Genomic DNA, 23,574 nt, shown 5'->3' with positions numbered 1-23,574 from the left:
TTTCACATATGAAAAAACATATCCCCGGCGAGCCCAACGTTATTTCAGAATACATGCCCGGCGGCGGCGGCATGAAGGCGGCCAATCATATTTTCAAAAGCACCCGCCCCGACGGCCTGACCATCGGCCGCATCGGCGGCGGTCTAGTCGCCAACGCCGTGCTCGGTGAAAAGGGTGTGCTCTACGATCTCAATAAATTTATCTATCTCGGCTCGCCGCACAGCACCTACCATTGGGTTTTTATCACGCGCAAAGAATTGGGGTTAAAAAATATCGAAGCCCTGCGCGCCGCGACGGGAGTGCGAATCGGCGCGCAAACCATCGGCCACTCGAACTACTTCGTCGGCCGCCTGTTTGCGCTGACGATCGGCTTCAAAGATCCCAAAATGGTCGTCGGCTACTCGGGCACCGAGCTCGACATTGCGCTGATGAACGGCGAGATCGACGGCCGGGTCAACAATCCCGACACCTTGACGATCCGCAACGCCGAGTGGCTAGCCAAAGGCATGATCGATATTCACGCCATCATGGAAGTGCCGCGTGGCTTGAAGCAACCGGGCTTCGACCACCTGCCTGAGATCGAGCAGTTCGCCAAATCCGAGCGCGAGAAAAGGCTGCTGGCAATGGTGCGCGCTTTCCGGCAATTCGGCACGCCGTCATTCTTCCCTCCCGGCACGCCGGCGGAACCGGTAAAAATTCTTCGCGCCGCCACCGCGAAAATGTATAGCGATCCGGACTTTCACAAAGAGTATAAGAAACTGGTCGGTGAAGAGCCGACGCCGCTGTTGGGCGAAGATATGGACCGCGTGATCAAAGAACTGCCGCGCGACCCGGAGATCGTCGAGTTATTCAAAAAGCTCAACGCCGCCGGACCGGTGCCGGCGCGCTGACGCGCCGCGGTTCAAACCGTTCAATCCTTCGATACGCGCTTCGCGCTACTCAGGATGACCGGAAAAAATAACCCGCTCATGGTGAGCCTGTCGAACCATGCGCTCCGTTCAAACCGCCTCCACGGATCAAGTCCTGGGCAGGCTTCCGATTCTCTCCCCCTCGACGGGGGAGAGTTAGAGTAGGGGTGAACGGTCCGAACGGCTTGAACAATTGGAACAGGTTAAGGAGAAAAACATGCTGAAGCCGCTCGTCGTCGTAATATTTATTTTATCGTCGTTAAGCTCCGCCCACGCCCAGACCCCCTTCTACCAAGGCAAACATATCCTGCTGATCGTCGGCGCCGGCCCCGGCGGCATGGGCGATTTGCGCGCCAAGGCATTGTCAGCCGGATTGACGCGCAACATTCCCGGCAATCCGCCGTTTGTCTTTCAGTACATGGCCGGCGCCGGCGGACGCCGAGCCGCCAATCAAATCTACAACACCTCCAAGCCCGACGGACTCACGCTGCTGCGCGTCACCAGCAGTATCATTCCCTACGCCGTGCTCGGCGAAGCCGGCGTGCAGTACGACATCGACAAACTTAATTATCTCGGCGCCACCGAGCACCAACTCTATTATATGTTCGTCACCCGCAAAGGCGCCGGCATCAATAGCTTGGAAAAACTGCGCAGCACACCGGGCATTCGCATCGGCACTAACCCGGTGGGCCACACCGGCTACTTGCAGAGCCGCATGCTCGCCTATCTGCTCGACTTGAAGGACCCTAAAATCGTCCCTGGCTACGAAGGCAACGACCTCGACATCGCCTTTGCCGCCGGCGAAGTCGACGCCCGCATCGCCTCCACCGGAACGGTGTCGCAACACCACCTGTTAACGAAAAACCTCGCCGACATTCACGTTGGCCTGGGCATACCGGCGAGCTACAAAGATCCGCGCTTCGCTCACCTGAAGCTGCCCGAACTCAGCAGCTTCGCCAAGTCGGATCGGGAAAGAAAACTGCTGACCATGATGGAAGGTTTCCGCGTCGTCGGCACCATCCTCACCGCCCCGCCGGGCACGCCCAAAGAACGCCTCGACACACTCAAAGAAGCCGTTGCCAAAACCTACGCCGACCCCAAGTTTGCCGCCGATTACAAACGGCTCACCGGCGGCGACGACCCATCGCCGCTCCTGCCCGACGAGCAAGCCAAAATCGTCCGCAACATTCCGCGCGATCCGGAGACAATCGAGCTGTTCAAGAAGTTCGCGGCCACGGCGGCGCTGCCGGGGCGGTGACACTAGCGAATACAATCCGATTTAGAAAGTTGCTATCTTGATGTAGGCGTAGCTTACCCGTTCTAGCGAGCGAGGCCGAAGTAAGAAGATGAAACAAAGCAAATTCCCAGCTGGTTGGGACGAGGAAAGAGTTCGTCGCGTACTCAAACATTACGAACAGCAAACGGACAAAGCAGCAGTCGCCGAAGACGAGGCAGCTTTTGAAAAATCACCGGCAACTGGTAGATACTAATGCCATTCTGTCGACATTAGGCGTCAGTTCATGCGACACACAACGCCATCTTGCGTGTATTGCGGCGAGCGTCCCGGAGTAACGCGAGACCACGTTCCACCAAAGGGCCTATTTCCCAAGCCAAGACCCTCCAATCTTGTAACGGTTGAATGTTGTGAAAAGTGCAGAAGGACTCAAACTTTAGATGACGAGTATTTCATCCGAATGGTGACGATGAGGCACGATGTAGGTGACCACCCGGCTGTGGGCAAAGTCCTCCAATCTGTTTATCGATCCTTCATAAAACCGGAGAAGTGCAAGTTTAACCAGGCACTGATTAGCTCCATTCATCATAAGGATATTCATACACCCGCCGGTTTATATCTTGGAGCCGCGCCAGCCTATGACGTTGACCTTGATCGCCTAACCAATGTTATCCGACGAACCACTCTCGGAATGTTTGCGAAAATTGTCGGCCATCGCCTGCCGAACAACTATCAATGCATGGTGTACTCTGTTGACGGGTTCTCTTCAGCCGGGGACGAAGCTCAAGGAGACCTATGTAAACTTGCGAGCCAAGCTCTGACCGGTGAAACCCAGGAGTGGGGGAACAAAGTCTTCATGTCCTGGTTCCAGAAAGTGGAGGGCCTTCCGTTTGCCACCCTTTGGGCTCACCTCGTCTACAGTCGAGTGGCTTTCATCGCAATGACCCTGCCAGCCTCGAATGTTGGTGACTTGCAATCTAATGATCGCTTGAAACCAATGATATAGAATTGAGTGTAATACAATTCACGGGATGCACGTCGCAAACCAAGCAAGAATTCTCGGCAGTTTCCCCAATCTCGTGTTGCTAAATTATATTGGATCTCGTCTCTCTACCCTCCCTCCTAGATAGGTGATAAATACCACCCATGCGATTAGACCTTGGCTACATTCATATAAAGGACATTCGCTTCGGCGCGACGACGGCAATTGACAACGGCGTACTGACCATCGACCGCGCGGAACTCGTTTCCCTGCTCCAACAAGAACCGCTCTTCGACCGCGTCGACATCGAACTCGCCCATCCTGGCGAGTCTTGCCGCGTCTTGCGCATGCTTGACGTACTCGAGCCGCGCTATCGGTTGAACGGCGCCAACTTTCCCGGCGCGCTTGACGCTAACGGATTGGTCGGCGATGGCGCGACGCGCGCGCTGAAAAATGTCGCGGTGATCGAGACCGATCAGTTGGCGCCGCGCTCGCGCAGCTTGATCGACATGAGCGGTCCGGCGGCGCAGTATTCGCCCATCGCTAACACGCACAATGTCGTTTTGCTGCCTTTTCCGAAAAAAGATGTCGACAAGAATGACTATCGTCTCGCCGTTAAAAAAGCCGGGCTAAAAACCGCCATCTATCTCGCCGCGGCGGCGAAGGATTTGACGCCTGACGAAACCCAAGTCTTCGAACTGCCGCCGGTGGCGGCGAATCAAGGACCGAAGAGCTTGCCGCGCATCGCTTACATCTTTCCGATGCATTCGCACCAGCATCCGACACAGCAGAAAGAGACGGTTTTTTACGGCAGCAACATCCAGGGCTTCATGCCGACCATCGTTCACCCCAACGAGATCCTCGACGGCGCGCTGATGTTCTCCTACTCGGCTTTCACCTGGTTCGCGCAGAATCATCCGGTGATTCTCGAATTGTATCGCCGCCACGGCAAAGATCTCTGGTTCGCCGGCGTCGTCCTCACCGTCGCGCCCGCGGTGGTGGCGGAAAAAGAGCGCAACGCTTTTCTGAATGCGCGACTCGCCAAAGAAGTCTTGAACGCCGACGGCATCCTCGCCACGAAAATCGGCGGCGGCGCCGTCGACACCGACTTGATGATGACTTACACCCGGGCCGAAGAGATGGGCATGAAGGCTACGCTGATTATCATGGAGCGCTATCCCGACACCGGCATCACCTTCGTGCCGGAGAATGTCAATGCGCTGGTCACGCCAGGGTTAACCCGCGATCCAATCACATTGCCAGCCGTCGATCGCGTCATCGGCGGCGAGACTTTGCATCTAGACAACGCGAATCCCGATAACACCAACCCCGGCCTAACGCCGCTGCCGGCGAAACAAGAAATCACCGTCTGGATGGGCGACCTAGTCGGCGCCATCAGCCAAGTCGGCGCGTCACGGCTGACGACGTACATGAGCTAAAACAAATTCGAAATCCGAATATCGAAATTCGAAACAAATCCAAATGTTCAAAAATACGGAAAATTTCAAACCCGCCCGTTTTGGATTTTGATATTTGAATTTTGATTTAGTTTGTTTCGGATTTGGTGCTTCGGATTTCGAATTTTTGTGTAATTAGTGGCAGGGAGTTTTGCTGATGAACCAAAAGATCCGCGTCGTCCACTATTTAAATCAATTCTTCGCCCAGGTCGGCGGCGAGGACAAAGGCGATGTCGGCCCCGCCGTCAAAACCAGCATCATCGGCGCCGGCCGCGCGCTTCAGCAGGCGCTCGGCGAAGATGCCGAAGTGGTCGCGACGATTTATTGCGGCGACAATTTTTTCGCCGAACAGCAAGAGCAAGCGATCGCCGAATTGCTGCGCCATGTCGCCGAGTACCAAGCCGACTTGCTGATCGCCGGCCCGGCCTTCGAGAGCGGCCGTTACGGCGTCGCCTGCGGCGCGATTTGCCAAGCGGTGCAGCAAAAGCTCGGCATCACCGCCGTTGCCGGCATGGACGAAGACAACGTCGGCGCGGGCCTATTTAGAAAAAACATTTACATCGTCAACTCCGGCGCGACGATTGTGCGCATGGTGCCGACGCTGCAACGCATGGCCGCGTTGGGATTGAAACTCACCCGCCGCGAGACGATCGGCAAACCGGCGGACGAGGGTTATCTTTCCCGCGGCGTCAAGCGCAACGAATTCGCCACCAAGCCGCCCGCCGAGCGCGCCGTCGACATGCTGCTGGCAAAAATAGCCGGCAAAGAATTTCATTCGGAAATCGCAACACCAAAATTTTCCAGCGGCAAACCGGCCGCACCTCTGGTCAATTTGAAATCAGCATTGATCGCACTGGTTACCGACGGCGGCCTGGTGGTGGAAGGAAATCCCGACAAAATCGAGCCGGGGCGGCCGACGCGCTTCACCACGATTTCGATAAAAGGCGTCGATTCGCTCGGTGCCGACAAATACGACGCCGTCCATTCCGGCTACGACACCGCCAGCGCTAATCTAGATCCCAACCGACTCGTGCCGCTGGACACCATGCGCGAGCTGGCGCGGGAAGGCGTCATCGGCGCCGTCCATGAATTCATCCATTCCACCGGCGGCGCCCATGCCGCGGTGGAGAACGCGGTGCAAATCGGCCGGCAGATCGCCGACCAGTTGAAAGCCGCCGGCGTCACCGGCGTGATTCTCACCTCCACCTGAGGCTCCAGCACTCGCTGCGGCGCAGCGATCAGCAAGGAAATCGAAAAGCTAGAAATCCCGGTGACGCAAATCTGCACGATGATACCAGTCGCCAAAGAAGTCGGCTCGCTGCGTACCATCGCCGCCGGCGGCATCGTCAGTCCGACGGGCAACCCGGAACTGTCGCCGGAAAAAGAAAAACAGTTCAGACGAGAACTGGTGCTGCGCGCATTGGCAACGTTGCAGCAAGAAGTGTGATTCCAACTCGGATTATCTCCCGCAAAGCATGTCCTGAGCGATGTCGAAGGGGCGCAAAGACGCTAAGGCAAGAGAATAATGTCATTTCGACCGAAGGGAGAAATCTCGTTCGAATCCCTCGCATCGACTTCAGGCTAACCATGCTTGCCGGTACGCCGGACCGATTCGTCCATCTCGCAATGAAATTACGGAGCTGGTAACATTATCTCCCATGAAGCCAGTTGATCTCACTCCCTTTCCGGGTGGCGATTTAGTCGCACAGGGCCTCGCCGACTTGGCTCAGGGAGTCGAGTCCGAATCGGCGCTTCTCGTGCTCATCGGCGCGCCGCGCCTACGACGCCTAGGCTTCGATGTCCGCGAGTCCAGCGGCGAGCCGCCCGAGCATCGGCTCTACCATCTGCTCGGCAAATCGGACCAAGACTCCGCCCACTCACGATACAACGCCTTGATCCGTCGTTTGGTCAGCTTTGAACGAGCCGTCGAATGCGCCGGGTAGCTGAGCGCGAAGACATCGACCGTTTCATCATAGCTCTCGCCCGTCGGGGCGCGAATCCTACACGCTTATATTTTACCGGCGGCGCGACCGGAGTTTTGCTCGGTTGGCGCACCAGCACCATCGACGTAGACATTCATTTAGTGCCTGACGACGACCGGCTTCTGCGCGCCCTCCCGGAATTGAAAGAGAGTCTGCAACTGAACGTGGAACTAGCCTGTCCCGCGCATTTCATCCCCGAGCTGCCCGGCTGGCAGGAGCGCAGCCTGTTCATCACCCAGGAAGGCTCCATTGGCTTTTACCACTACGACTTATACGCGCAGGCGTTGGCGAAGATCGAGCGCGGACACGCGCTCGACAGAACGGATGTCGAACAAATGTTCAGCCGCGGTCTCATCGAAGCATCTAAGTTGAAACAATTCTTCGAAGCGATTGAACCGCAACTTTATCGCTATCCGGCGATCGATCCGCCCGCCTTTCGCCGGGCAGTTGAATCAACAATTGAGAAAGTTGAAAGATCGTAGCAGCTTCTTGTATTGACGGGCTCCGCCCGTCACTTCGCGCCTTAGCGCCTTTGCGGGATAAATTCTGTTTTGGAATTTCACAATTCAACTCAGGAGTCGCTATGAGACTACGAACCCTTCTCCTCGCCGCCATTGGTTTTATCAGCTTTACTTCGCGCCTTCTCGCCGCCACCGTCGACGACGATCAGATCGCCGGCGCCAAGAAAGAAGGCGCCCTGGTCCTCTACCTTTCCACCAATCTCGCCGATGCCAACGGTTTGATCCAGCTGTATAAATCCAAATACCCCTTCGTCAAGGTCGACATGTTTCGCGCCGACAACGAGAAATTGTTAAATCGTATCTTGACCGAATCCGTGGCCAACAAGTTCAACGGCGATGCGATCATGATCAGCAGTTTCGAAGTCCGCGTGTTGCTGCAAAAGAAGCTCCTGCAACGCTACGTCTCGCCCCACGCCAAGTATTATCCCGAAGGCTTCACCGACAAAGACGGCTATTGGACTAGCGTCTATTCAATTCCGCGCGTCATCGCCTACAACACCAATCTCGCGAAGCCCGACGTCGCGCCGAAAAGCTGGGAAGACATTCTGCACCCGCGCTGGAAAGGCGGCTTCGGCCTGTCCGATAGCGCCACCCTCTGGTACACCGGCTTCCTGAAATATTTGGGCGAGGAGAAAGGCCGCGACTTCATGCGCAAGCTCGCCGCCCAGAAGCCGGCCTTTCGCGACGGCGAAAGCATCGTCATGCAACTACTCGCCGCCGGCGAGTTTCCCCTCGGCATGGTTTACTCGCACCAAGTGGCGACGCTGAAAAAGCGCGGCGCGCCGGTGGACTGGGTGCGTACCGCCCAGCCCATCGTCACTGGCTTAAAACCTCTGGGCCTCAGTGCCAAAACCCAACATCCCAACGCGGCAAAACTGTTCATCGATATGGTTCTGTCGAAGGAAGGCCAGGAGCTGATCAAAAGTTTCAACCGCATCCCCGACCGCGGCGATGTAACCTCAGAATTGAAAGAAGGCATCAAACTCTATCCCGCCGATCCGCGCTGGGGTGACAGCTACGCGAAACATGTCGAAGAGTTCCGCGAGATATTCCTAAAATAAGTGGTGCGGTGTGGTGTGCGCTCAACCCCAAACCCCTCACCCCTAACCGTTCAAGTCTTTGCAAGGTCTTCTAGTGACTCGGCGATTTCTTGATTACCGCGAGGATCCCATCAAGCGTCATATCTTTGAACAATCCTTCACGTTCCTCGGTGTAGTTGCCGTAGCCAGTCGTGAACTGGTTTAAAAATCGTACCGTATCTACGATTCCCATTTCTTTAGAGAGCAGGTCAATCGCATTCCGCGTGATTTCATTTAGCGGCTTTGCTTGGATATTCATTGCGTCACCTCGGTAATCAGTTCCAGCGGCGAGACCACTTTGGTTTTTCCTGTATCTACCGCTTTAGCCCGTTTTAAGAATCGATCATCGCATGTGCAGAAATAATCAGCTTCCGCTGCCAATGCCGACGCCAAATGGAGAGCATCGACTGGCTTGATTCCTTCAGCTTGGAACCGCCGCGCGTGTTCTTCAAGCTGGCTGTTTTGGGCCACGAACACGGTTGCTTGCGCTAACACTTTAAGCGCGTATTCTTTGCGCACGGGATGCGGATTACGCTCCAACTCGAACACGAGCGCGTCGGAGCTTAGTAACTCCATTTGTCCAGACTCACAAAGCGTCAGGACCCCGAGAATGGCTTCTGCCTCCACCGCGATGCGCGGCTGCGTCCTGGTATCGAGCGGACGCTGGATGCTGCACATATCGAGGTAGATTCTCATGGCGTGATTCTACCTGCTGAGGTTCGAGACAGCAATGAGCGGTAAACATTGCAGCAGGAAGTGTAAGCCCGGGAAGCGCGATGAAATCGCGAGATTTTTTTCAAGTGAGACGCAGAAGGTACGAGAGCGCGATAAACCGCGCCCCTACTCTGTGATCTGTCGCAAAAACGCGAAGGTCGAACAATAAGTTTTTTTGGGCCGTAAGTTTATTGTTCCGAACCTAGCGCCTTAGCGACCCTTCGACGTCGCTCAGGACATGCTTTGCGGGAGATAATCCGAGTTTCGATTGCGGCTGCGCCGCGCTCGGCTCTTTGGGGTTAATTCTACAACTCTTTACTTCCCCGGATAGCGCTTCGCCAACTCGTTGAAGAATCCTTCTCCAACTCCTGCAAGAAGCTCATGTCGACAAAGCCCTTCGATAGCCGTGGCCTCTTCACCTCAGTGCAAATATTTCCTTCCACAGTTTTTCATATTTGGGATAATCTTTGATGTCATCTTCGCCGACCGGATAAACTTTCGCCGGACGGGTTTTTTCCAGCGGCTCAACTTTGGGATGGGCGGGCAGCCTGCCGCCCACGGCATACGCTTTCTGACCTTCTTCGCTCGCCACCCAGCGCGCGAACAGCATCGCGGTGTTTGGATGCGGCGCGTTTTTCAGAATCGCGGTGGCGTCGATGTCGCCGGTGCCTTCAGTCAGCATGTAGTCCACCGGCGCGCCTTTTCGTTTGCGCACCGGATAATGATGCGCGTAGCAAGTAAGGCAAGCTGCGGCCTGCCCGGCGATCAGCAGTTCGGCCAGCTGCGAGTGGCCTTTGTGGAACTCGATATTGTTGGCAGCGATGCGCTTGAGGAGCGCCACGGCTCTATCGTCATTTTTGTATTTGTGCTTGGCCAGGCCGAGCAGCAACTGAAAATCCCGCGGCTCGGCGATCAAGCGATTTTTCCAACGCGGCTCGGCGAAGTCTTCGAACTGCTTGGGCTCTTCTTCTTTCTTAACGTTGTTGGTGTTCCAAGCCGGCACGATGTAAATCAGATCGCTAGCCAACCAGTTGGTGCCTTTGAGTTGTTCGGGATACGCCGCCGCTTCGGGCGGCAGTTTGTCGAGCAGCAATCCTTGGCCCTGTAGGCGCACCAGACCTTCCAATAGAGTTTGAAAGGTGTCGGCAAGAATCCTACCGCCGCGCGACTCCGCAATGATCCGGGTCGCCAGCTGGTCGGAAGTCGCGTCGACATGATTTACTTTGATGCCGGCAAAACGCTTCTCGAACAGCGGCAAGATTATCTCAGCGTTGATCTGCGCCAAGGTGCCGTAGAAGTTCAGCGTGCCGCCTTCGGTAAGCGCGCGTTTGTAAACTTCGTCAAGGGTTTGCGCCCGCACTGGAACAGCCGCACATAGCAGAAATGCCAACGCAGCGAGAACGGTTGTCGATTTCATAAACTTCCTCCTTGTGATTAGCGCGCGAGCGCTGGTCGTCATGAACATTAGGAACGATTGCAACGAGCGGCGGCCAAGCCGCGGCTATCACGCCCAATAGGTCGTCCGGTCGACGGGAATATGCTGCAAGACCTCTCCAGGCACGAAATCTTCGAGCTTGATCCGCGCCATCGCCTCGTCGGGGCACTTCGACACCGGCGAGAAAGGCCGGTCCAGCGGCTTGGTTGCGTCGACGATCATGCAGGATGTCTTGATCTCGTCGGCCAACGACGGATCGAGCATGTTGCCGCGAAAGATCGGCGGCGTAATAGAAATCTGCAAGTGCGGCTGGACGCGCGTGGCGATGGCCCAGAGCACGTCAGTCGGATTGAAGACGTCGATATCGTCGTCGAAGACAAAAACATGTTTGGCGTGATCGAAGGTCAGCGCCGCGGCGGCGGCCCGGCCGGGATCGCCTTCGGACATTTTCTTCATGGCGATAAAAATATTGTAATTGGCCTGGCGGCCGAGCTTGCACACGGCGGTGACGCCCGGCACCGCCTCGCGGCAGCGGCGCAGGTACGCGCCCTCGCGCGGCAGATCCATCCACGGCTTGTCGCCCTCCGGCGTGATCACCGACTGGTACATGGCGCCCTGGCGATAATTGATCGCCCGGACTTCGTACTCGACGCAACGCACATAGCGTTGGGGTCCGAGATAGCCCGGCGCTTCGCCGAACGGCCCCTCGACCACCCGCTTGCCGGGAATCAACGCGCCTTCGATGACGATCTCGGCGTCGGCGGGAATCAGTAAGTCGTCGCCCCAGGTCTCCGAAGGCGTCAGCCGCAGCGGCTCTTGGAGATAACTGCCGATGATATCGAACTCGCTTACTTCGAATGCCCCGGTATAACAGGCTCCTATATGATAGGCCGGATGGTGCCCCATTACCGTCGCTACTGGACATTCGAGCCCCTGTTGTTCGTAGTCGAGATACATGCGCCAGAGATGGCGCGGCGAAGCGTAGAGCGCCGTGCGGTTGGGCGACTTGATCTCCATGCGATGGTACGAGCAATTGTAGATACCGCTCCGGCGGTCCTTGGCGATGGTCGACAGCGTGCTATAGGGCCCGCCGTCCATCTCGTAGTGGCGCATGAACGGCAGCTGATACAAATCGACCTCGGCGCCGCGCTTGACGTTGCGCTTTACCGGCGCGTCTTTTCTATCGATGACGATGGGCGGGATCGGGTGAGCTTCCCGCGCTAGGCAAGCCTCGGCCATCTCGCTGCGGGTCGAATCGCGCGGCATGCCGAGAGCGATCTGGGTCTTGCGCTGGGAGATCTCGCAATTGAGCACCAACGGAAACTCGCTCGGCTGACCGTGCAGATTCAGCGGCTTATCGAAGATCGCGATGGGAAATTTCTTTTGCGCGCCGAGATGCTTGACGATCGCCGTCGCGTCGTAGTGCGCCGGATCGATAGTCTTACCGATGTGAACGACTTCGCCGGGAATCTCCCGGCGGCACTCATCGAGAAACGTGCTCAAGCTCTTCGGCATGAATTCTCCTAACCAAGAGTGAAAGTCCTTTTAACCACGAAGGCACGAAGGACACGAAGGGTTTCGATCATGAAAACTCCGAACTCTGTGATCTCTGGACTACTATATCTCAAAATTTGCGCGTCACGCGCAAATCTTTCGACAAACAAAACATTTCGGACTCGGACATTCCTCTCGCCAAGGCGCAAAGGCGCCAAGTTAGGATAAGAATTTATTTCTTAAAACCTTTGCGCCTTAGCGCCTTTGCGAGAGTTTTCCGAAATTCGGTTGCGGCTCTGCCGCGCTAGGCCCTCTGTGGTGAGATCTCTGATCCTTTACTTCGCCGGATAGCGCCTGGCCATCTCGTTGAAGAATCCTTCTTTCTCCAACTCCTGCAAAAAACTCATATCGACAAACTGTTCCGGTTTCGCCGTCTTGGCCTGCGGCATCGACGGCGCGAGGCGGTCCAGGAGAAATTGCAAACCTTTCAGCGTCGGGTAGGGCTTCTTCTGTGTCGTGGTCACGTACGCTTGGTAACTCGCCTCAAGCACTTCAGCGTCGTTGGTGCGCATGTATTTGCCGAAGACTTTGAGCGCACCGGCTTTGTTATAAAAGATCGAGTAAATCCCTTCGACGTAGCCTTTGACCGCCGACTTGACCGCTTCGCGATTGCTTTTGATATAAGCCCGCGTGGTCGCCATGCCGTTGCCCTGCACTTCGATCTTCAGATCGGGAATTTTAACCAGCTCAATCAAGCCCATCCGTTTGGCGATCGGCAACGTCGACGAATTAAACACGCCAGCATCGATCTTGCCCGCCGACATGGCGGCGATGCGCTCCGCGTCCGGACCGCCGGGAACAAGTTGCCAATCTTTGTCAGGATCGAAGCCAAGATGGTTAGCCAGAATAATCGCGGCAAAGTGGGTCGCCGCGCCGTAGCCGCTGATGCCGATACGCTTGCCTTTTAACTGTTCCAGCCGAGTAATCGTCGGACGCGCGAACACTGTCGAGTCGTAGTAAATCTCCACGCCGCCAATCAGCACCAGATCATGGCCCGCCAACGACGCTTGCACGACCTGGCCGATGCTCATCAACGGAGGATCGCCGCTGGCCAACGCTTGGATCGCCATCTGCCCGCCGCGCAAAAAAATCGGCTCGACATCGAGGCCGTATTTTTTGAAGAACCCTTCATCCTTGGCCACCCAAATATGGCCCTGGCGAAAACCCAGCGACGGGTAGCCGAAACGAACTTTTTTTAGTTCTTGAGCGGCAACGGAACTGGCAACGACAAGTTGCAGTCCTAGAACGAAGACTGACAATATGCGGGTTCCAGCATCCCTCGACATCGGTAACTCCTTTACTAAAGCGCAGAGGGCGTATGCCATACGCCCCTACGATTCGGATTTTTTTTGCGCCCTTTGCGTTCTTTGCGGCTAGTTCTTAGTCCAACAATTTGCTTACAGTCCAAAGATCTCGCGGAACTCTTTGATCGTCGCGTTGAACTGCGGTCCAGTCTGCGAAGGCTCGACCTGCAATTTCAGCTTCGACTGCTCCATGCGCGGCGAGAACGGTTCGATGTCGGGCCGCGCCGGAATGCGGCGCAACGCACGCAATCGCTGCTGCGCCGGCCGCGACATCAAAAAATCATAAAACAGCTTCGCCGCATTGGGATGCTGCGGCTTGGTGCTCAAGCCCGCGGCATTGACAGTCACCACGATCGGATTGACCGTGCTCACCCATTCAATCGGCGCGCCTCTTTGTTTCATCTCTTCGACCCGGTGCGCGTAGACGACTCCGAGCGGAAACTCCCCCGCCGACATCAGCTGGGCGATCAGCGTGTGGCCCTTGCGCCATTGAATGCTTTGCTTCGCCATCCCACGCAGGTATTTCTGCGCCCGCTCGCGCCCCCACGCTTTGTGCAAAGTGCCAAACCAGGGATACTGCTCTTGGTCGATGGAAATCTTGCCCTTCCACTTGGGATCCAACAAATCGTCCCACTGTTTCGGCGCCTCTTTCTCGCTCACCAACTTGGGGTTGTAGCCGATGGTCGTGTAATTGATATACACCGCCGTCCAGTAACCGTTTGGATCTTTGAATTCGGGAATGAAGCTTGCCGCTTCCGGCGAGCGATAGGGCGCGAGCAATTTGGCGTTGGTCAAAGCATCGACTTCGCTGATGGTGACGATATCGAACTCGGAGTGGTTCGCGCGCGCTTCGGTGACGATGCGGTTGAGCGTCTTTTCACCGCTGGCGCGAAAGATTTCGCCTTTGATGAATGGATATTGTTTTTCAAAGTCGTCGAGCAGCGGCTTGGACTCGGTCACGTTGGTCGAAGTATACCAAACCAGCTTGCCTTCCTTCTTCGCCGCTTCGATCATCTTTGCCCGCTCGTCGTTCTGCGCCCATGCCAATTGGCCCGAGGCGAAAAACGCCAACAAGACCAACTGACAGAATTTCCCGGCAACCGAGCCTCTCATGCTTCACCCTCCATTTTGCGGCGCCAATGACGCCATGGCCCATTGACAAGCCAGCCGAGTATAAGAAAACCAGCCCCTAAGTCAATTCGCCTTTGCCAGCGCGAATGGCCATATTGCTCAAAACATTTTGCAATGTTATGGAGTCTAAGTTTCGTCATCGCAATAAAACGAGGAGTAAAGCAATACCGACCATCGACGCCGACGCGCATGTCTTAGAAACCGAACAAACTTGGGAATACATGGACGGAGCGGATAAGAAATACCGCCCAAAACTCGTCGGCTCCACTGAGGGCGATTCCAAGGACGAGTACTGGCTGGTCGACGGCACGCTGAGATTAAAATCCGGCAACGTCGGCCGCAACACGCCACAGGCGTCGCGCGAGATGCGCGACGTGGCGGCGCGCTTGCGACACATGGACGAGCTCAAGGTCGACATTCAGGTGCTCTACCCGACGCTGTTTTTGATTCCGCTGACGCCGCGTCCCGAGGTCGAACTCGCGCTTAGCCGCGGCTACAATCGCTGGCTCGCCGATCTATGGAAGCAGGCCAAGGAGCGGCTGCGTTGGGCCGCGGTGGTGCCGCTGATGACCATGGACCAGGCGCTCGCCGAGGCGCGCTTCGCCAAAGAGAACGGCGCCTGCGCGATCTTCATGCGTGGCACCGAGGGCGAGCGGCTGCTCAGCGATCCCTATTTTTTTCCGCTCTACGAAGAGGCCCAGCGTCTAGACATCGCCATCGGCGTCCACGCCGCCAACGGCAGCGCGACGCTCTACAACTATTATAAATACGAGAGCGTCGGCTTTTCAAAATTTAAATTGAACTGCGTCGGCGGCTTTCACTCCATGGTGATGGATAGAATCCCGGACCGCTTTCCCAAACTGCGCATCGGCTTTCTCGAAATCAGCGCCGAGTGGCTGCCTTACACCTACACCGACTTGGCCAAACGCTACCGCATGAAGGGTAAAGAGCTTAGCCGGGATTTCCTCAAGCAAGACCGCATCTTCGTCGCCTGCGAAACCACCGACGATATTCCCTACATCGTCAGCAAGCTCGGCGACGACAACATCGTCATCGGCTCCGACTACGCCCACGCCGACAGTGCAACGGAGTTGATGGCGCTGGCCAACCTGAGCGCCGACCCGCGTCTCACTCCGGCGCTGGCGAAAAAGATCGTCAGCGACAATGCCATGGCGCTGTACGGGTTGTAGAGAAGGAAAAATTCACCACGAAGGCCGTAACGCGGCAGCGTCGCAACCGGAATTCGGAATATCGCGCACAAAGCACGCAAAGGAATCGAAGACATAATTTTTTGACTTTGCGACCATAGCGACCTTGGCGCGAGGAACATCCGAATCCGAGACGCTCCGGGCTGAGACATGTTGCGCAAGGCGCGCAAGAATTGAACTACAGCGATGCTATGAATTTCAACACGAAATTATGCATCACGATCCTGGCGTTGGTTCTCGCTTCGGCGAACAGCCACGGCGCGGATTTGTCCGGCAAGCGACAGGCAGATTGGCAAACCGCGCTCAAAGCAGCTAGCGCCGAAGGCCAAGTCACGGTCTATGCCACCAGCGGTTTCGAGCCGGTATTCGAAAGTTTTCAGAAACGTTATCCGGTGATCAAACTCAACGCCGTCATCGGCCGCGGCAATCAACTGGCGCAGAAAGTGCTCGCCGAGCGGCGCGCTGGCAAGTATCTCGCCGATGTTTATCTCGGCGGCATCGGCACGCCCTACAGCATGTTTTATCGCGGCGGCCTGCTCGATCCCATCGAACCGTTGTTTACGCTTGGCGAAAATGTCGACCGCGCGAAATGGTTTCAAGGGAAGTTTCACTACGCCGACGATGACGTCAAGTATATTTTCGTTTTCGAAATGGCGCTACGCTCCGACGTAGTCTACAACACCCAGCTCGTCCGCCCCGAAGAGATTACCTCCTATTGGAGTTTTCTCGAACCCAAATGGAAAGGCAAGATCGTCGCCATCGATCCGCACGAAACCGGCGTCGCTACCAGTAGCAGTTTGAGTTTTTTCTACTATCATCCGGAACTGGGACCTGAGTTCCTGCGCAAACTATTCGGCCAGATGGAGTTGACGTTTTCGCGCGATCCGCGCCAGATGCTCGACTGGCTCGCGGTCGGCAAGTTCGCTTTGGCATTTTTCGCCAGCGACGCCGACTTGGCGGTCAAGCAAGGTTTGCCCATCGGCCGATTCCTGCCAACCATTTTCAAAGAAGGCGTCTACGGCCGGCCTCAACGCGGTACCGTTTCGATTTTTCAGCGCGCGCCGCATCCCAACGCCGCGCTGGTCTTCATCAACTGGCTGATCTCCCGCGACGGCCAGAGCGTTTTTTAAAAAGCCTTTGACGAAGATTTTTCTTTATCGGCGCGCGAAGACGTGCCCAAGGACCATCTGCCGAGCGCCTATCGTCTCAGCAAAGGCGCCAAATTTTTTCCCGCCTACCGGCCTGAATACATCGACACCAAACCGGCGCTGAAAGTGATCGATGAAGTGCTGAAGCGATGAAACGAGGATGAGAAATTCGCAGCTGGCTTAGAAATTTAGCGTGACAACCTTGGTGCCTTGGGATTCTTCCGACCCTGCAACCCAAGTAGAACTCACCGTGGCCGGGACTGGCTGAGGCACGGCGCTGCCACTGGCGGCGTTGGTGTTGCAATTGACGCTGGCGGATTGATTGGTGCTCGTCGCTAGGGCGGCCAAAAACTCGCTCGATACACGACAGCTTTTCTCCACGCGCACAGAAACCTGAAATCCTGACGAGACGGAACCCGCATGGCTGGGGAAGGCTGAAAAGATCACGCCGGCGAGCACCGCGATCGCTGCTACACTTTGTGAAAAAGTTATTCCGCGCTTGGCAGTCGTTGATGCGAATCGAGACCCGGTCAGGCTCATGGCAATAAACCTCAGCAATCTAGGCTGTCGGTTTCACCATTTGCTCCGTGGCGCCCGAGGTGACCAGATAAGGGCGTCAGTTCATCGCATCAACCTAAGTCTGTGTATGAGCGAATTCCATACCACCGAACAGGGGATTCGCAAAGGGCGCCCGCGTCTAAAGCTTCTCGCCCTTGCCAAGCCGCAGGACGCGCTTGCCCCTTTGTCCAAAACCTTTACAGTCCGCCGGACCGTAGCGCCGCGGTTTTGCCCGCTGGGTTTACGCCATAAGCGCAATGAAAAAATTTGATTGACGCCCAGTGACCGCCAGGTAGAATGAGCCGCGCGTCAAACCAATGCTCGGAGGGACCGATGAATCGTATCCACGCCGACAAATTCCACCGCCTGCTTTTCGCTCTTGTCAGCATCGTAATAATCGTAAAAGCCGGCATCACCCACAGCGCCGAATCGGCGAAGCTCACGCCGCTGCGCCTCGCCTACAGCGCCATCTCGGTCAATCAAGCGATCCCGTGGATCGCCCTCGACGCCGGCCACTTCAAGAAGCATGGCCTCGACGTCGAGCTGATCCACGCCAGCAGCATCACCGCGCTGCAAGCGCTGCTCGCCGGCGAAGTGGCCATCGCGCAGTCGGTCACCGACGCCTGCGTCAGCGCCAACTTGAGCGGCGCCGACACGCTGTTCATGGGCGCGATTCTCGACAAGCCGCTCTATAGCTTCATCGTCAACCCAAAAATCAAAACGCCGCAAGATTTGAAAGGTAAACGCGTCGGCGTCACCCGCTTTGGCGCCACCCCCGACGCGCTGGCGCGCGCCATGCTGAAAATGTGGAACCTCGATCCGGCCACCGACGTCACCATGGTGCAGTTGAATGAAATGGGCTTGCTGGTTCAAGGCTTGGTGAACAATGTCATCGACGCCGCGCCGATCTCGTTGCCGAGTAATCTGCGCGCCAAGAATTTGGGCTACGTCGAACTGTTCGACATGACCAAGATCGACAAGACCTACATCACCGGCACAGTGGTCACGCGCAAACGTTTCATCGACGGCCAGCGCGATACTGCGAAGCGTTTCATGCGCGGCTTTCTCGAAGGCATGAAGACTTATCTCGAAGACGAAGAGTTCAGCATGAAGATAATCCAGAAATGGACCCGGGCAAAAAGCCGCGACGAAGTGAAGGAAGCCTACGCGATCCAGGCGAAAAACATGCTGCGCATCCCGCGCACGGCCATCGACGGCGTCAAGACGATTCTTGAAGGTATGGAAAAACTACCCGGAGCGAAAACCGCCGACCCGCGCCGCTTTATCGACTTCACGATTTTGGATGAGTTGGAGAAAGAAGGCTTTCTCAAAAACCTGTACAAGAACTAACTCTGCTTCGGTTGTCATTCCGAGGCGCAGCCGAGGAATCTCGACCGAAAACCACCACAAGCCAAGCGCCGCCGACCAGCAAGGAGAAAAATCATGCGAGAAACTTTTCACCGCCTGCTGTTGGCAGGCATCGCCGCATTGATGTTCGTTGTCTCTGCCTCCGCCCAGACCATCAAAGTTCCCTACGTCTCGATCTCCGGCTTTCAAGCGCCGCTTTATCTCGGCGAACGCGCCGGCCTGTTCAAGAAAAATCAGCTCGAAGCCCAGCTGATCTACATGCCGGGCGGTTCGTTGATCGTGCAAACTTTGCTTTCCGGCGACGTCGGCGTCGCCAGCCTGGCGCCGCCCTCCGCCGTGAGCGCGTGGGCGAAAGGCGCTGAGCTTGTCATCGTCGCCGGCGGCATCGAGCGCGCACTCAATGTCCTCATGGTCAATCCGAAAATAAAAAAAGTCGACGAACTCAAAGGCAAGCGCGTAGCGATCAGCCGCTTCGGCTCGCTCTCGGATGTCTCGCTGCGCGACGCGCTGGCCCATCACAAATTTAGAATTCAGGATATCTCCATCGCGCAAATGGGCGGACTCGGCGAGCGCATGGTGGCGCTCACCTCCGGCATCGTCGACGGCGCGATCTTGAACGTCGATCAGCTTTATCAGGCCGAGAAGCTGGGTTTTCAAGTGCTGATCGACATGCGCAAACTGCCTCTGACCTATTCGACCCAAGGCATTGTGGTCAGCCGGGAGTTTCTCCGCGCCCAGCGCGGTGTCGTGAAACGATTTCTTAAAGTCTACATCGAGGGCATCAAGATTTTTAAGGCCGACAAGGAACTCTCCATCGAAACTTTGGGCCGCTATATCAAGACTAGCGACCGGGAAGTGTTGGCAAAAACTTACGAATTTTACCGTGAGGCTTGGGAAGCCGTGCCCTACGTCAGGCGCGAAGGCATCCAGCAGGCGTTGGACAGTATTCCCGAAGGCAAAAACAGCAAATTGAATCTCGATAGCTTGATCGACAACTCGCTCATCCAAGAACTGGAGAAAGAAGGATTTCTGAAAGAGCTCTATCCGGAAGGTCTTAAACGTTGAGCGAACCGATAACAACCCGTGTCGAATCCCATCGATCGCGCAGCGTTTGACACTGCGCCGCGTGAGACGTTATTTGAATGGAAAACTTGCACGTCGGCTCACCCGCAGAGGAGAAGGTTATGCTCAAAACCACGGGACTCATCGCCGGCCATTACGAATGCCGCTCGCTCGACGAAACCCTGCCGGTCCTCACCGACTTACTGGCGATGGAAATCGTCGAACGCAAACCAAGCGAAGCAACAATGAAACATCCCAACACCGACTGGCGCCTAGTCGTTCATGAAAGCGGGCTCAATGCGCCGGACAAGAGCTTCGACAATCACTACGGCTTTCGCGTCGCCAGCCACGGCGAAGTCGAAGCCGCCTGGAAATATCTCGAAGCGAATAAGAATAACTACCGCATCGACAAAATCACCAAGCCGCAGAGCGCCCACTTCGCCTACTCGGTCTATTTCCACGAGCCCGGCGGGAATCATCTGGAGATTGAGTATTACAATCCCGGCGGCGCATTGCATGGCCGCTCCCACACGGCGGGCCATTGGGACAGCACTTTAAACCGCGAGCGCTTTCCCGGCCGCGGTTACGTGCCGCAAGCTTTTACCCACGGCACGCTGCAGTGCGACGACGTCGAGCGCAGCCGGCGCTTTTACGTCGAGGTACTCGGACTGGAAATTGCCGCCGGTTTCAGCACCGCGCAATACATCAAGCATCCTTCGACGCCTTGGTACGTTGTCGTCTTGCAGCGCAGCCCACGCCAATATTTGGCGCCAGTCAACCGTTTCACTCTGCAACTCGGTTCGGCGGCGGAAGTCGAACGAGCGCATTGTGAATTCGCCGCACGAAAAAACGAAATGGCGCTCACTGAGCTCGGCAAACTCGAAAACACCGACGGCAAAGTAAATTTTATCTTCAGCGACTTGGATAAAAACTGGTGGGAGCTGACGAGCTGAGCGTTTAAACGATCGAGCCGTTAGGTCAGCCGCAACATCACGATGCCAATCACGACGAAAATTACCCCAGTGAGCATTTTCGCCGTGACCTGTTCGCCGAAGAAGACGCTGCCGGCGATCACCGCGAGCAGCGCTTCTAGGCCGAGCACGACAACGTAACTCGAACCCATCTGTTGATGACGCATCGCCTTGGCCTGCACCAGCGCGCCGGCGGCGAACAAGACTACCAGCGCGACCGTCGGCAAAATCCGCGTCAGCCCGCGCGAAGCTTTCATCAACGCGCCGCCGGCGACATAGAGCGCCGCCGCCAGGGAATAAAGTGCCATGGTGTTCATTTCGTAAGTTTAACTCTTGTCAGAAAAAAGGCCCGGCCTAAGAACAGGCCGAGCCCAGATTCATTCGCTAGAAAAAAATTTTCTGCGGCTTATTGGAAATTGAGCAGCGGAATATCTTTCAGCGCCGGCCCCGGTTTGATCGACGCCATATAGGCGTAAATATCCGCCAGCTCTTGATCGCTGACAAACTCTTTGCGGTAAGCCGGCATGTCCAAACGCGGCGAACGCACCTGCAAGGCGAAACCAAGATACGGCAGCGGACTGGGCGCGAGCTTCGGCCCGGTGCCGCGATCGGCGCCCTGGCCCACCGTGCCGTGGCAGGTGTAGCACATATATTTCGTATAGCTCTGTTTGCCTTGCTCCGGTGAACCCGCCGCCGGTTTCTCCTGAGCGAATACGGTTGAAACCACAAGTAGTAAAATTGTTTGGAGAATCAGTTGCGTCATTTTTTTCCTCCTACCGTCCCTGACAAACCACATCGACCAGCGCCGGTTCGCCGCGTTTGACCACCGCCAACGCCTTGGCGAGCGCCGGACCCACCGCCGCCGGACTGGTAATCGGGCCTTCGGAATAAACCCCCAACGACGACGCCAGCTTGGCGAAATCGATATTGGGATTTTCGATGGTCGTGCCGATCGCGGCTTGATCCATACGCCGATTGTGCAGCGCCGCCATTTTTTGCAAGTGCATCACTTCCTGATGATAGGCGCGATTGTTGTGCATCACCATCAAGAGCGGAATTTTGTGATGCGCCGCGGTCCACAGCACGCCGGGCGCGTACATCAAGTCGCCGTCGCCCTCGAAAGACACGGTGATAATCCCTTTGTCACGATTCGCCAGCGCCGCCCCCACCGCCGCCGGCGCGCCGTAACCGACGCCCGAGCCGCCCGAGCCGCCAATGAAATTGTAATGTTCCGTCGCCGGCCACAAACTCTTGTTCCACTGCATGCCGCTCACCGCCATGCACCACTTCTCGCTTTTGATCGTATTCCACAGCGTCGCCGACATGCGCGCCGTGCTGATCGGTGTGGCATCCCAACCGACCGTGGCGGCGTTGCGCGACTGTTCTTTCATGCGTTTGTGCTCTTCGCGCAGCTTATTAGTGCGATCGGCGAGCACCGAGCGGCGGCTGCCGCTCATCGCCGTCTTCACCGCTTCGGTCAACGCCGGCAGTGAAGCCTCGACATCGCCGGAGATCGCCAGATCGACAGACATGAACCGTTGCGCGTCTTGATAATTCGACTTGGTCAGCGTATCGCCCAAGGAGATGTGAATGATTTTCACGTCGGGTTTCGACAAACGGCGGTACTCATGATGCGGATCGCTGATTGAATTGAACTGGCCCCAGGGATCGGCAACTTCCAAAAGCAGCGCGACATCCGCCTCGCCAACCAACGAGCGGCGATCTTCGTTGCGGCAGAGATAGTGAGTGTTTGGCATGTTCATGCGCCCGCCGATGTCGACGACGGGAGCGTTGAGCGCCTCGGCCAAGGCGACGATGCGCTTCATCCCTTCCTGCGAGCGCGCCGCGCGGTCGGCTAAGATGACCGGCTTGTCAGCCGCAACCAGCATCTTCGCCGCCTCGGTCAATCCACCGCTATCGCCCTGCGGCGGAATCGTGCGGGTCAGCTTGGGCATGCGCAATTTCTTTTCGTCATGAACCGCTTCTTCGGCCAAATCGCCGTCGACGGTAATCACCACTGGCCCCATGGGCGGCGTCAGCGCCATCTTGTAGGCGCGCATCACCGACTCGGAGAAATGTTGCAGCGAAACAGGTTGATCGTCCCACTTGGTAAAATCGCGCAAAATCAACGCCGGATCTTGCACGCAATGATACCATTCGACGCCGGGCCGCCGTTTATCGGCGTCGAGAAAATTGCCGGCAAAAATCATCACCGGCACGCGATCGCACCAGGCGTTGTAAACCGCCATCGCCGCATGCTGCAGGCCGACGGTGCCATGGGCCAAGATACCCATCGGCTTGCCTGCCGCTTTGGCGTAACCATGGGCCATCGCCACCGACGACTCTTCATGCATGCAGGTCAAGAACTCCGGCTTCTTGTTGCCGCCGTAATTGACGATCGACTCTTGCAGGCTGCGAAAACTCGATCCGGGGTTCGAGGCGATGTATTCGATGCCGGTCGCCTTGATCACGTCGACCATGTAATCCGAGCCGGGCCGGGCGATGATTTTGCCGTGCTCCGCGGGACCGCTATTCGAAGCCGTGCTTTGCTCGGCCGCTTGCGCCGGCGCGCTCGCCGCCGCGAACTGGGTACCGATCACCGCCGCCGCGCTGGCCGCTGCGCCTTTGAGAAACGATCGTCGATCGAATCCATCTTTACTCATCGCCAACCTCCGTTTTGAGTTTGCTAATTATCATTTCGAGACCAATGGAAAATGATTGCGCAAAAAGCCGCAATCGATGAAGCACTGCCAAATATCTGCCGCGAAGGTAGCTGAGCCGTCACGCTTCTGTCAACGACTATTATAACCGTTGTTGTAGCAAAGTGATTATGTCAGGGGTTAACGGCAACGTAATTATGTCAGGGTGGAAGGATGACAACCCTGACAATGAAAGACGAGAAACGACTAGACGTAATTCAACGAGTATATCGCAGCGAGATCACCGTGGTTGAGGCCG

The 23,574-nt window shown here is 56.5% G+C and carries 23 protein-coding genes and 1 riboswitch; of the genes, 13 read left to right on the top strand and 10 right to left on the bottom strand.

Annotated features, from left to right (window positions below; translation table 11 throughout):
• The first annotated feature begins 1,125 nt into the window (after positions 1-1,125).
• The 8 genes from EXR70_18110 to EXR70_18075 all read left to right on the top strand — a co-directional run bounded on the left by EXR70_18110 (position 1,126) and on the right by EXR70_18075 (position 8,145).
• Positions 1,126-2,166, top strand: a complete 1,041-nt coding sequence (locus EXR70_18110; protein ID MSP40407.1) for a hypothetical protein — start codon at positions 1,126-1,128, stop codon at positions 2,164-2,166.
• A gap of 475 nt (positions 2,167-2,641) precedes the next feature.
• Positions 2,642-3,148, top strand: a complete 507-nt coding sequence (locus tag EXR70_18105) for a hypothetical protein (GenBank protein MSP40406.1) — start codon at positions 2,642-2,644, stop codon at positions 3,146-3,148.
• A 131-nt stretch (positions 3,149-3,279) separates the two neighbouring features.
• Positions 3,280-4,563, top strand: coding sequence for a hypothetical protein (locus EXR70_18100; GenBank protein ID MSP40405.1), 1,284 nt, complete (start codon positions 3,280-3,282; stop codon positions 4,561-4,563).
• A 175-nt stretch (positions 4,564-4,738) separates the two neighbouring features.
• Positions 4,739-5,791 carry a glycine/betaine/sarcosine/D-proline family reductase selenoprotein B gene (locus EXR70_18095; GenBank protein MSP40404.1) on the top strand — a complete coding sequence of 351 codons (1,053 nt, stop codon included), beginning with the start codon at positions 4,739-4,741 and terminating at the stop codon, positions 5,789-5,791.
• Between the two features lie 27 nt (positions 5,792-5,818).
• Complete coding sequence (locus EXR70_18090; protein MSP40403.1) at positions 5,819-6,028, top strand: hypothetical protein; 210 nt, start codon at positions 5,819-5,821, stop codon at positions 6,026-6,028.
• Positions 6,029-6,239: 211 nt separating this feature from the next.
• Positions 6,240-6,524: a hypothetical protein gene (locus tag EXR70_18085; GenBank protein ID MSP40402.1), complete on the top strand. Its 285-nt coding sequence runs from the start codon at positions 6,240-6,242 to the stop codon at positions 6,522-6,524.
• Entirely contained in the window at positions 6,512-7,045 is a 534-nt protein-coding gene (locus tag EXR70_18080) for a hypothetical protein (GenBank protein ID MSP40401.1), read from the top strand. Before EXR70_18085 ends, EXR70_18080 begins: the two co-directional genes overlap by 13 nt.
• A 101-nt stretch (positions 7,046-7,146) precedes the next feature.
• Complete coding sequence (locus EXR70_18075) at positions 7,147-8,145, top strand: extracellular solute-binding protein (GenBank protein ID MSP40400.1); 999 nt, start codon at positions 7,147-7,149, stop codon at positions 8,143-8,145.
• 70 nt (positions 8,146-8,215) lie between these two features.
• Here EXR70_18075 and EXR70_18070 read toward each other — a convergent pair whose 3' ends face one another.
• From EXR70_18070 to EXR70_18045, 6 genes are all read right to left on the bottom strand, one after another.
• Positions 8,216-8,422, bottom strand: coding sequence for a hypothetical protein (locus EXR70_18070; GenBank protein MSP40399.1), 207 nt, complete (start codon positions 8,420-8,422; stop codon positions 8,216-8,218).
• A complete protein-coding gene (locus EXR70_18065; protein MSP40398.1) occupies positions 8,419-8,841 on the bottom strand; it encodes a PIN domain-containing protein in 423 nt (140 codons plus the stop codon). Before EXR70_18065 ends, EXR70_18070 begins: the two co-directional genes overlap by 4 nt.
• A 451-nt stretch (positions 8,842-9,292) precedes the next feature.
• Positions 9,293-10,342 (bottom strand): extracellular solute-binding protein, encoded by a 1,050-nt coding sequence (locus EXR70_18060; protein ID MSP40397.1) that lies wholly within the window; start codon positions 10,340-10,342, stop codon positions 9,293-9,295.
• A gap of 39 nt (positions 10,343-10,381) precedes the next feature.
• On the bottom strand, positions 10,382-11,827 hold the full coding sequence (locus tag EXR70_18055; GenBank protein MSP40396.1) for a UbiD family decarboxylase: 1,446 nt from the start codon (positions 11,825-11,827) through the stop codon (positions 10,382-10,384).
• Between the two features lie 314 nt (positions 11,828-12,141).
• On the bottom strand, positions 12,142-13,191 hold the full coding sequence (locus EXR70_18050) for an ABC transporter substrate-binding protein (protein MSP40395.1): 1,050 nt from the start codon (positions 13,189-13,191) through the stop codon (positions 12,142-12,144).
• 72 nt (positions 13,192-13,263) lie between these two features.
• Positions 13,264-14,283, bottom strand: a complete 1,020-nt coding sequence (locus tag EXR70_18045; protein ID MSP40394.1) for an extracellular solute-binding protein — start codon at positions 14,281-14,283, stop codon at positions 13,264-13,266.
• Between the two features lie 104 nt (positions 14,284-14,387).
• Between EXR70_18045 and EXR70_18040 the strand changes: the two genes are divergently transcribed.
• Both EXR70_18040 and EXR70_18035 read left to right on the top strand, forming a co-directional pair.
• The gene (locus EXR70_18040) at positions 14,388-15,491 is read left to right on the top strand and encodes an amidohydrolase (GenBank protein ID MSP40393.1); all 1,104 of its coding nucleotides are present in this window, start codon (positions 14,388-14,390) and stop codon (positions 15,489-15,491) included.
• A gap of 191 nt (positions 15,492-15,682) precedes the next feature.
• On the top strand, positions 15,683-16,639 hold the full coding sequence (locus tag EXR70_18035; GenBank protein ID MSP40392.1) for an extracellular solute-binding protein: 957 nt from the start codon (positions 15,683-15,685) through the stop codon (positions 16,637-16,639).
• A 198-nt stretch (positions 16,640-16,837) separates the two neighbouring features.
• On the opposite strand, the gene EXR70_18030 is transcribed toward EXR70_18035, so the two are convergent.
• Complete coding sequence (locus EXR70_18030; protein ID MSP40391.1) at positions 16,838-17,197, bottom strand: hypothetical protein; 360 nt, start codon at positions 17,195-17,197, stop codon at positions 16,838-16,840.
• A 16-nt stretch (positions 17,198-17,213) separates the two neighbouring features.
• Positions 17,214-17,298, bottom strand: a riboswitch (cyclic di-GMP riboswitch).
• 214 nt (positions 17,299-17,512) lie between these two features.
• Between EXR70_18030 and EXR70_18025 the strand changes: the two genes are divergently transcribed.
• The 3 genes from EXR70_18025 (at position 17,513) to EXR70_18015 (ending at position 20,598) form a co-directional block, all read left to right on the top strand.
• Positions 17,513-18,565, top strand: a complete 1,053-nt coding sequence (locus EXR70_18025; GenBank protein ID MSP40390.1) for an ABC transporter substrate-binding protein — start codon at positions 17,513-17,515, stop codon at positions 18,563-18,565.
• A 93-nt stretch (positions 18,566-18,658) separates the two neighbouring features.
• Positions 18,659-19,648: an ABC transporter substrate-binding protein gene (locus EXR70_18020; GenBank protein MSP40389.1), complete on the top strand. Its 990-nt coding sequence runs from the start codon at positions 18,659-18,661 to the stop codon at positions 19,646-19,648.
• A 77-nt stretch (positions 19,649-19,725) separates the two neighbouring features.
• The gene (locus tag EXR70_18015; protein ID MSP40388.1) at positions 19,726-20,598 is read left to right on the top strand and encodes a hypothetical protein; all 873 of its coding nucleotides are present in this window, start codon (positions 19,726-19,728) and stop codon (positions 20,596-20,598) included.
• 20 nt (positions 20,599-20,618) lie between these two features.
• Here the strand turns inward: EXR70_18015 and EXR70_18010 are convergent, their stop codons facing one another.
• From EXR70_18010 to EXR70_18000, 3 genes are all read right to left on the bottom strand, one after another.
• Positions 20,619-20,933 (bottom strand): hypothetical protein, encoded by a 315-nt coding sequence (locus EXR70_18010; GenBank protein ID MSP40387.1) that lies wholly within the window; start codon positions 20,931-20,933, stop codon positions 20,619-20,621.
• An 89-nt stretch (positions 20,934-21,022) separates the two neighbouring features.
• Complete coding sequence (locus EXR70_18005) at positions 21,023-21,412, bottom strand: cytochrome c (protein ID MSP40386.1); 390 nt, start codon at positions 21,410-21,412, stop codon at positions 21,023-21,025.
• Positions 21,390-23,279, bottom strand: coding sequence for a thiamine pyrophosphate-binding protein (locus EXR70_18000; protein MSP40385.1), 1,890 nt, complete (start codon positions 23,277-23,279; stop codon positions 21,390-21,392). Before EXR70_18000 ends, EXR70_18005 begins: the two co-directional genes overlap by 23 nt.
• Between the last annotated feature and the right edge of the window lie 295 nt (positions 23,280-23,574).

This window comes from Deltaproteobacteria bacterium (assembly GCA_009692615.1).
Taxonomy (GTDB): Bacteria; Desulfobacterota; Binatia; order UBA9968; family UBA9968; genus DP-20.
The sequence above is the reverse complement of the archived record's forward strand: the minus strand, read 5'-3'. Positions and strand labels throughout refer to the sequence as shown.